Below are 10,061 nucleotides of genomic sequence, written 5' to 3' on the forward strand. Positions count from 1 at the left end.
AGCCCGGTAGCTCGTCAGGCTCATAACCTGAAGGCCGCAGGTTCAAATCCTGCCCCCGCAACCACTGATAACGACAAACCCGTAGCATCCGCTGCGGGTTTTGTCGTTTTAACAGCCTTTCCAATGGCTTGCCGCTCCGTCCAATTGAGGATGGTGCCCAGTTCGCCGTGCAGCGTAGCGTAAATCTCGCCGCGTTCTGGCCCCGGCGTGAGCGAAATCTTCTCGATCAGGCCGCGCAATGTTTCCGCCGCTTCCTGCCGCTCTTCCTTGCGGTTGAGCGCCTTCGTCAGGGCAGGAACCTTCTTCGCATAGATCGCCGAGGCGCTCGGCAGAATGTCCGGTGTGTCCTCTGGCGCGTCGGCCAGCAGGTTGTTCAGTTCGGTCTTGCGTGCCTCCAGCATGTCCATCTCTGCCTTCATGCTCTCGTGGAACATGCCGGCCTTGATCGCCTCAATGATACCGCGGATCTGCTTCTCGATCTTTACCAGTTCGGCCTTCCAGGCATCGCCGCTGGAGCGGCGTTCCCGGTTCAGCCGATTGGTTTCCTCGGCATAGGCGCGCATCGCCTCCTCGACGATCTCAGGCGCCATCATGCGGTCCTTCAGGCCGGAGAGCACGCGGGCTTCCAGTTCCTCACGCGGGATCGTGCGGCTGTTTGAACAGGCACCCTTGCTGATGTGGTTCGAGCAGGCGAACCGATCAGCGCCGCGAAGCGAGTAGGGGCCTCCGCAGCAGCCGCAGAACACCAGGCCGGACAGGAGGGACTTCGGCCGACGTGTGCCGTTCAGGCGGTTCTTTTTGTGGTGCTTGCGCACGGCTTCGGTGACGTTGGCAAACTTCTCGGCAATCTCGCCCTGCCGGACACGAACGGATTGCCACAGTTCGTCATCGACAATACGCAGCTCTTGCACATCCTTGATGATCCATTCAGATTCCGGGTTCAGGCGTGAGACGCGCTTTCCGGTCGATGGGTCTTTGATGTAACGAAGCCGGTTCCAGATCAGACGACCGATATAAAGTTCATTGTTCACCAGCCCCGTGCCGCGCTTCACGTGGCCCCGGATGGTCGTGTCGCTCCAGAGCTTGCCAGCCGGACCGGGGACACCTTCCTCGTTCAATGTACGGGCGATTGTGCGCGGACCCACGCCGGCGGCGAACTCGCGGAAGATGCGCCGGACAACATTCGCCTCGGCTTCGTTGATCTCCCGGTCCCCGCGAATAGGATCACCGCGAGCATCGAGCTGCTTGACGACATTATAGCCAAAGCACAGACCACCACCCGACTTGCCGTCTTCGACGCGGCCGCGAATGCCGCGATGGGTTTTGGCGGCAAGGTCTTTCAGGAACAGCGCATTCATCGTGCCCTTGAGCCCGACATGAAGCTCGCTGATCTCGCCCTCCGACAGCGTGACAATCGGAACGCCTGCGAACTTGAGGTGCTTGTAGAAGGTGGCGACGTCAGCCTGGTCACGACTGATGCGATCCAGTGCCTCTGCCAGAACGATGTCGAATTGGCCAGCCTGCGCATCCTGAAGAAGGGCCTGAATGCCGGGGCGCAGGATCATGCTCGCGCCGGAGATGGCTGAAACTTGGACCGCTCATTGAAGACAAACCCGTCAAAGTGACCGTGGAGCTGCCCGGTTCGCTCCACCGTGATCTGATCGCCTATGCAGAGGTTCTGGCCCGCGAAAGCGGCCAGCCCGCCGCTGATCCCTCCCGGCTGATCGTGCCGATGCTGGAGCGGTTCATCGCCACAGATCGCGGGTTCGCAAAAGCGCGGCGAGCTACTTGAGGGACGGCTTGACTAATTGGGGCCAGATATGGCCCATTATAGGCTTTATTGCTATTTAATGGGTCTAATATGACCCCTAGTTGGTTTCCTGTTGAAAAAATACAATTATGGGCCATATAATGCACTCTAACTAGATTATTCTGGATAAGGTGCGGGATATGGCCCCAATGTCGGCGCAGGGCTTCACAACGGTAGAGCGAGAATTGCGCGAGCTGGGTACGCGGATTGCCCGTATTCGCCTCAGCCGGAACCTCACTCAGGCGAGCCTTGCCCGCGAGACCGGCGCATCAGTTCGCAGCATCAAGCGGCTCGAAGCTGGCGAGAATGTTTCTCTCGACACGCTGATACGTGTGCTGGCGGCGCTCAACCTTGGTGATCGGCTGGTGGCAGCCTTGCCAGATCCCGATGTCAGGCCGGTTGAACGCATCAGGCATGAGGGGCATGAGCGCCAACGCGCTCGTGAGCGCAACGCCGTCCAGAAAGCAACCGACTGGGCGTGGGGAGAAGATGAAGAATGACGGACGCAACCGTTCGCCTTTGGGGCAAAGACATTGGCGCTGTGAGCTGGATCGAACAGCGTGGCGTCGGCGTATTCCAGTATATGCCTGAGTTCGTTCCCAGCGACATTCAACTGGCGCCGATCATGATGCGGCTTGGGTCGAACCCTTATGAGTTCCCGGCCTTGCCGCGTGATGCCTTCAAAGGTCTTCCGGGCCTTCTTGCCGACTCCTTGCCTGACAAGTTCGGTAATGCCCTGATCGACACATGGCTTACTGCGCAGGGAAGATCGGCCGGGAGTTTCAATCCGGTCGAACGCCTTTGCTATATTGGAACGCGCGGCATGGGCGCGCTGGAGTTTCACCCGACCATCCTCAAGGCTGCCAGAAAATCCCGTATCCTTGAGATTGATGCTCTGACGCAACTCGCCAACGATGTCCTGAATAACCGTGAGAAGCTCACAGGCGTTTTGCAGGGTGACGATGATCGGGAAATGCTTGAAGAAATCCTGCGGGTTGGAACGTCCGCAGGTGGCGCTCGCGCGAAGGCGATCCTGGCTTGGAACGAGAAGACCGGAGAGTTCCGCTCAGGTCAGGTCAAGGCCGGTGAGGGTTTCAGCTACTGGCTCATGAAGTTCGACGGTATCTCGAACAACAAGGACAAGGAACTGGCAGACCCGCAAGGGTTCGGGCTGATCGAATACGGCTTCTATCTCCTTGCGGTCGCCGCAGGCATCGACATGAGTGAATGCCGTATTCACAGTGAGGGCGGCCGTTCGCATTTCATGACACGGCGCTTCGATCGCAGTGCCAGCGGTCAGAAGCTGCATATGCAATCGCTTGCGGCGCTTCGCCATTACGACTTCAACGCGGCCGGCGCCTATTCCTACGAGCAGGCTGTCGAGACGATCCGACTGCTCGATCTTCCCGCCTACGACATTGAACAGCAGTTCCGCAGGGCTGTGTTCAATATCCTGATCCGAAACCAGGACGATCACGTCAAGAACATCGCGTTTCTCATGAACAGGAAAGGCGAATGGCGATTGTCGCCCGCATTTGACGTGAGCTACGCCTATAACCCCGACGGTAGCTGGACACACCAGCATCAGATGAGCCTCAATGGCAAACGTGATGGTTTCGACCTGTCTGATCTTATTCAGTTTGGCGTCTTTTGTGGGATGAAGCCCAAGAAGGCTGAGAGCATCGTCCAAGACATGCGTGCCCATGTCGAAAACTGGATAGAATATGCCGATAAAGCAGGCGTTAGCGAAAGCGTGGCAACTTCAATCCATAGAATGATGCGCAGGGACATAGTCGATCAAACTTGATTTGCGCCAATACTGGTAAGAAGTCTATCTGGGTTCCATGGAACGTTTTTAGAAAATCTGGAGGGGTATCGCTTGTCTATTAAAATTACCCGCGAAAATGGTCGTTTCCATTTTTCGTATAGAAGGCATTTGCTTGTATTGGTTGCTATGGCCTTTATATGTGCGGGCCTCGCGGGTCTATTGGGGCCGTGGTGGCTGCCTATCCTGACCGTGATTTTGAACAAAACAGAACTAAATGTTGATGACGGAACAAGCTATGCGCTGAGTGTTTCTCTTGTTGTCATCGGTCTTGCACTCCTGCTTTTTAAGCGTTTCGTCCTTGATGTGAAGGCCCGGCAAATCTTACGCGATAAGGAAACGCTGGCTGCGCACCTTCCAGATCCAGATTTACCTCAAGCGTACTTGCGAAACTTGGTCGATGACCATTCCTATCTGTCTAGTCAGGATACCGCGTTTTACCATTCATATTCGGTCTTTCTCCAGCCTAAGGCCGCGTTTCAATTAAAGAAAACAGTGCAACTCTACGATCTGTTTTCGACGCAAGCGAAAGCGCTACACGAGTTCGTCGCAGCAAATTTTTTCGTCTTCCCGAGCAGTCACTTGGGAGTTTCGGACTATCGGTATGCGATGGCACCCCACCTTAACGAGGACAGGGAGATGATTGTTTACGATGGTGGCAAGGTCGAGCAGTACAATGCCCTCAAGGCGGAGCTTCATGGGAGAGTGTGCAATGTACAAGAATCATATGATTTGTTCTTGAAGCATCTCCGTAGGATAGGTGCCCTTTAAACTGGGGTAGCCCGTCCGCGCATCCGCGATCCCATGCGCCGTGTCAGGGGGGTGCCCAAGACGCTCGCCTGGCATGAGCACCGGCGGGCGTTGGCCACGAGGACCGGAACAGGATGTGTGAAGCCGTAAAACTTGAAGTCATGCATCCTGATTATCATTTTTATTATGTTGTAGTGATATATTTGGTATCGCTTAGTTTTTGATCTTCAGTAATATTAATCGAATCCGCGCATTATAGAGACAGACGTGACGAACCATTTGGACATCCACGACCTTAAACTAATGCTGCAACAGCATCTGACGGACGGCCTAGTGACGGTTATCGGCTCGGGTCTGTCATGTGCGGAAGGGCTGCCGGGTATGGGTGAACTGGCCACCCATCTCGATGCGACAGTGACAGCAGGCTTGGCAGCAGCGGAGGTAGATCGTTGGAGCGCGATTTCCCCGCTCCTGCCGACTAAGGGACTCGAAGCGGCTCTTCTGGAAGTGCCGCCGACGACAGGATTGGAAATCGCAATCGTTGCGCGCACGGCCGAACTGATCGCTATGCGTGAGCGCCAAATCGTTGCCGAAGTTTTCTCGCGGACCCGGACGCTGCGCTTTACCGGGCTCGTCAAGCACTTGTTGAAACCTCATACCGGACTTCCGGTCGTTACAACCAACTATGACCGCTTGGTTGAGGTCGCCGTGGAAGAAGCCGGCCTCGGCGTCGATACGTTGTTCGTCGGCCATTTTGCAGGTGAGTTGAACGAGCAGGAAAGTCGCTTGAGCTTTTGCCGGGAAGTGACGCTGAAGGCCGGACGGGCGCAGTATCGTTATCGTCCGCGCGCCAATATCTTCAAACCTCATGGCAGTCTCGATTGGTATCACCGCGACGGGAAGCCCGTGCGCTACTCTGGCGATCTCGATCTACCGCGGCTCATAATTACGCCGGGGCTAAACAAGTTCCGCAACGGCTACGAAAGCCCGTTCGACCGCCATCGGGAACGGGCAAATTCGGCGATCGACCGTGCCAGCCGCTTTCTCGTGATCGGCTATGGCTTCAACGACGATCACCTGGAAACCCACCTTACGCCCCGTATCCGCAGTGGCGTGCCCACGCTCCTTTTGACCTACGGGCTTTCGGAAAACGCGGTGAAGCTCGTAAACGAGTGCGGCAATGTCATCGCGATTCAGCGAGCCGAACAAGCTGGCGTTTCCGGCTCTAGTGTCTTTGTCGCTGGCATTGAGACTTTCTTTCCCGGTCTGGACCTGTGGGATCTGGGCTCATTCGTTGCCGAGGTGCTTGAACCATGACTGAAGCCGCTCTCCAATTTGCTGACGAGGATAAAATCGGGCGCGTCGCGTCGGTCGATACCAGCCGTGTTGCGATCGATGTGACGAACTCCGTTCTGCTCACGCGGATCGGTATCGGACAGCTCATCGCCATTCGCGGCGCGACGGAGCGCGAATATCTCATCGCTATGACTGAGCGCGTCACCCGCAGCATCAGGGAAGAATTGCCCGGCCCGGACGATGAGGATGCCGATGGCGGGCTTTTAGCGGCGGTACCAACTGACCTGATCCAAGGCGTGTTGATCGGGACATTCAGAACGGTGGAGGGAGATCGGCGGAATACATTCAAGCGCGGTGCGGATAGCTTTCCGCAGATCGACCGGGACTGCTTCGTCATTGAAGGCGGAAACCTTCAGCGCTTCATGGGAATCCTGGGCGCAGGTTTTTCCGCCGAGGAAAAGCTCAAGCTTGGCACGTTTGTTGCGGATCGCACGGCCGATGCGATCGCCAGTGGCGACAAATTCTTTCAGCGGCACGCGGCGATCCTCGGAAGCACCGGATCCGGCAAAAGCTGGGCGGTTGCACTGATCCTCGAACGGGCCGCAAAGTTGAAGTTTCCAAACATCATCGTGTTCGACATGCACGGCGAATACGCTCCGTTGGCAGATAAGGGGAACGGAGGATTCGCTACGCGCTTCCGCGTCGCTGGTCCCGGTGATCTGGAAAATCCAGGCGACGACACGCTGTTCCTTCCATACTGGCTGCTCAACCGTGATGAAATGCTGTCGATGATCCTCGATCGCAGCGACCAGAACGCGCCCAATCAGGCGTCACGGTTCACACTGCATGTCCGCTCTTTAAAAGGACAGACGCTCGACGCCGAAGGTAAGGCGGACATCAAGAAAACGTACACTGTCGATTCGCCAATTCCTTACGATGTCAAACAGTTGGTCGGGCTTCTGAACATAGACAACACCACAAAAGGGGTTGGAAAGAACGGCCCGGTAAAGGGGGAGTGGGAGGACAAGCTGACACGGTTCCTGTCGCGCCTCGAAGCTAAGCTGGACGATCGTCGCTACGGCTTCATGTTCGCACCGCCGCCCGCTGCGATGAAATACAACTGGCTTGCCGCGCAGGTGCTCAAGCTTCTGCAATCTGGCGATGATACTGGCATCAAGATTATCGACTTCTCCGAAGTGCCCGCCGACGTGCTCCCCGTAGTGACGGGGACGCTGGCGAGGTTACTTTATGATGTTCAGTTTTGGATGAACGGGAAGACTCGGACGCCGGTTACGCTACTGTGCGATGAGGCGCACCTCTATCTTCCGGTCCGCGATGACGCTGATGCGGTCCAGCGTCAGGCCCTCGGTTCATTCGAGCGGGTCGCCAAGGAGGGCCGCAAATACGGCTTTTCGCTGTTGGTGGTAAGCCAGCGCCCCTCGGATGTCAGCCGGACGATCCTAAGCCAGTGCAATAATTTCTTGGCTTTGCGCCTGACGAACGAAACCGATCAGGGGGTCATCAAGCGTCTGATGCCGGACTCGCTAGCGGGGCTGACGAGCATCTTGCCGTTACTTGATACGGGTGAGGCGCTGCTATTGGGTGACGCGGTTCTGTTGCCGACGCGTATCAAGCTCGACATGCCCAAAGTGGCGCCGGATAGCGCGACGCGGGATTTCTGGAAGGAATGGGGATCGGCCAAGCCAGACGACGCTGCCATTGCAGCAGCGATCGAGTGCTTGCGTGGACAATCGCGAAATGGCTGAGAAGAGACAAGGGGATTATCCTTTCTGATGCCTAATGTTACGGTGAAGCCAGTTCATTTTGAAGATTTCGGCGGCAGCGACTTCGAGCGGCTGGTATTTGCCTATCATCTTTGCATCGGATGGGCTGCGTTGGCTTGGTATGGGCAAACCGGGAGCGATCAGGGCCGCGACATTGTCGGTATTGAGCCATCTGACCAAGGGCAGGGCCGGCGCACTGTTATTCAATGCGTAAACCGTGAAAGCTTGACTCAGGCGAAGGCCGAACGCGATATGGCCAATGCCGTTGCAGCACCAACGGGCGCACCTGACGCTTTCCGATTCGTTTGCCGTAGCGCCGTCTCGGCGCAACGTCGCGATGAGATAGCGCAAGCGGCCCGCAATCTCGGGGTTCGCGACGTCACCATATGGTCTGGTTCCGAATTTGAGGAGCATCTACGTCTCCATGCAGAATTCTTGCTCCGCCGTTTTACCGAAGGCGTGGTGTTTCCAGATGATGGCGTTGGGCTTCGAGCCTTCGTCGATGACTTCTCTGAACTGGACGATGCTGGAGCACTGAGTCTCATCGGTCGTGCCTTTGACCGTCCGGCATTCCGAACGCCCTTTATGAGCGAGAGCTATCTGCCTGCGTTCTTGCAAGCGATAGAGGATACAATCGGCGCTCTGAATACCGGCATCTGGAAGACGAGGGATGGCGTTGAAATCCGGCGCATCCCGTCGCTTCATCACATCCGTGACGCACGGATACGTGGGGAATTGCAACAGACGGTGCGTGCGCTCGATGCGCTGCGTCGTCTCTTCAAACGCGGATTGGACGAAGGCCGCATCCGGCATTGTCAGTGCGGTCAACCTGATTGTCCGACCTTCATGGTCGAACCGAGCGCCGCCGTCGAATTGGATCGTGAGCGAACCCAAATGCTCGATCGGGTCAATAGAATCATCCCGCACTTCGACGTGCGAATCGACTGAGCGGATTATGAAGAAGAACGGGCTGCGGATCGAGGCGAACTATACTGAGGATGTGGTGGGATTTGCCTTAGAGTCCTTTCTGACTCTGCTCGGGTTTCCACGTCAGCGCTTTACAATTGAACCCTTCTCGCGTGCGCAGGAGCGATGGCTGGGGGCGGATGGTCGGTTGCATAGCGAGATACGCGGGTTTCGCCCCTTTTATATGCAGTTCAAACGACCCACTGCTTACCCGGACATAAGCACCTCGAAAATCATCCGCGATCGCCGCAAGGCAGGACTGAGTATCGCACCCCGCGCACTCTATTTTCCTCTGCGTCAGAAACAGGAAAGCCATCGGGACTTTCAGCACAATGTGCTGTTTCGCCTGCGCGAGAAACTGCTTCACCGTGATCTGGGGGATGCTGCCTATGTGTGTCCGTTATTCCTTGACCGTTCGGCCTATCGATTGAGCCTGCACTGGTCCGGGTTAACACGTTGGCCGCGCTTCTGGCGCCATCATCCGTGGGAATGGGAAGATTTCCTGTTGGAGGATGGCGGGCGTACTGCACGCTTTGAGCGTATTCCGGTCTTGGCCGAGCATATCACTGTGCCTCCGCATAAACGCGTCACATCGGCGGCGCACAGCTACAGCTTCACTGAGCAGGGGGTGGAACTCTGTTTCCATTCGCCGCAGGCTTTGCCGGATGGCTCGATGAGCCTCGCCGTCTTTCTCGGAAAGCTTGTGAACGGTTTCCTTCGCGGTGAAAAGCTTTCTCTTGACCGATCTGATAAGACGCTGGCCGAGTTGATCGGTGCAGTGTACGGCGACGGTCGCGAGGACACGCCGCGCTACCTACTGGAGGGTGACGACCCACTTGGCCACTGGTTTGGCTGGGGAGACCATCTGCGCACCCACTATGGCATCGAGCAATATGCCTTGGTCAGGTGGGGAGAAGGTTTGCCCGAACTCCTTTAGGCGAGGGGCACATCAGGCCGTGCCAGCATGACAACAAAAATCAGCGGTCAAGGCGGGAAGATACCCCGTCGAGCGTCAGAAGTGGCCGCCGATCACCGTACACCATGCAGTGTATCCGTATGGGCTGAAAACACCTGGCGAGGGGACAATCTGCCCTTATCCCGAATAGCACAACAAAGCCCCTAAAGCGCTTTTAGATGGCCACCTCTAACGAGTGTCGGTATCGGTAGTTGCGTGCCCCCGCAACCAATTCCATCATAAATCCCTACACATCGACTGCTGATCGCCATGAAATACTGGCTTATCAGACAGTTACACCTGTCCCGCCCCTCGAAAGGGGGCCGGGCGATTACGCGCGTCTGCACCACGCCGTGGCCCACAGGGCCGCCTCCCAGACCTGAAGTCCTTCTCATTTTCCGAAACTTCATGCCTTAGGAGGCCCATATGGCCAACACGAACATCACGTATTCGTACTCTCAGCGAATGACGTGGCTTCAGAATCATACCCGGATCGATCCCGATAGAGGAGAGATCGAAATGTGGAATATCCTTAAGTGTATCTGGCAGCAGGTGACACCTGATACGCTTGGCTCTGTCTATCCCGCAATTGTGTGGGGTGTCTTGAGCATTGAGGAAGCCTGGCAGGAAATCACGGTCGCTGCGCCACAGCCCCCTGATTATGCCGGAGACAGG

Annotated in this window: 8 protein-coding genes and 1 pseudogene; 8 read left to right on the top strand and 1 reads right to left on the bottom strand. The window is 56.6% G+C overall.

The window, feature by feature from the left end; genetic code table 11:
* Window positions 1-20: 20 nt before the first annotated feature.
* Window positions 21-1,586: pseudogene (locus HK25_RS12705) on the bottom strand (recombinase family protein); the annotation flags it as partial.
* Between HK25_RS12705 and HK25_RS12710 the strand changes: the two are divergent.
* From HK25_RS12710 to HK25_RS12745, 8 genes are all read left to right on the top strand, one after another.
* Window positions 1,583-1,792 carry a DUF2274 domain-containing protein gene (locus HK25_RS12710; protein WP_086636439.1) on the top strand — a complete coding sequence of 70 codons (210 nt, stop codon included), beginning with the start codon at window positions 1,583-1,585 and terminating at the stop codon, window positions 1,790-1,792. The pseudogene HK25_RS12705 and the gene HK25_RS12710 overlap by 4 nt on opposite strands.
* Before the next feature lie 167 nt (window positions 1,793-1,959).
* Entirely contained in the window at window positions 1,960-2,310 is a 351-nt protein-coding gene (locus HK25_RS12715; RefSeq protein ID WP_198946000.1) for a helix-turn-helix domain-containing protein, read from the top strand.
* Window positions 2,307-3,617, top strand: coding sequence for a type II toxin-antitoxin system HipA family toxin (locus HK25_RS12720; RefSeq protein ID WP_086636433.1), 1,311 nt, complete (start codon window positions 2,307-2,309; stop codon window positions 3,615-3,617). Before HK25_RS12715 ends, HK25_RS12720 begins: the two co-directional genes overlap by 4 nt.
* Window positions 3,618-3,689: 72 nt before the next feature.
* Complete coding sequence (locus HK25_RS12725; RefSeq protein ID WP_143296029.1) at window positions 3,690-4,406, top strand: hypothetical protein; 717 nt, start codon at window positions 3,690-3,692, stop codon at window positions 4,404-4,406.
* A 246-nt stretch (window positions 4,407-4,652) separates the two neighbouring features.
* Window positions 4,653-5,702 carry an SIR2 family protein gene (locus HK25_RS12730; RefSeq protein ID WP_198946001.1) on the top strand — a complete coding sequence of 350 codons (1,050 nt, stop codon included), beginning with the start codon at window positions 4,653-4,655 and terminating at the stop codon, window positions 5,700-5,702.
* Window positions 5,699-7,447 (top strand): ATP-binding protein, encoded by a 1,749-nt coding sequence (locus HK25_RS12735; RefSeq protein WP_086636436.1) that lies wholly within the window; start codon window positions 5,699-5,701, stop codon window positions 7,445-7,447. The genes HK25_RS12730 and HK25_RS12735 overlap by 4 nt, the downstream gene beginning before the upstream one ends.
* A gap of 27 nt (window positions 7,448-7,474) precedes the next feature.
* Complete coding sequence (locus HK25_RS12740; protein ID WP_086636437.1) at window positions 7,475-8,413, top strand: hypothetical protein; 939 nt, start codon at window positions 7,475-7,477, stop codon at window positions 8,411-8,413.
* Between the two features lie 7 nt (window positions 8,414-8,420).
* Window positions 8,421-9,368, top strand: coding sequence for a hypothetical protein (locus tag HK25_RS12745; RefSeq protein ID WP_086636438.1), 948 nt, complete (start codon window positions 8,421-8,423; stop codon window positions 9,366-9,368).
* Window positions 9,369-10,061: the final 693 nt, after the last annotated feature.

Origin of the sequence: Acetobacter sp. DsW_059, from assembly GCF_002153695.1 — a bacterium.
In the GTDB taxonomy this organism is placed as follows: Bacteria; Pseudomonadota; Alphaproteobacteria; order Acetobacterales; family Acetobacteraceae; genus Acetobacter; species Acetobacter thailandicus.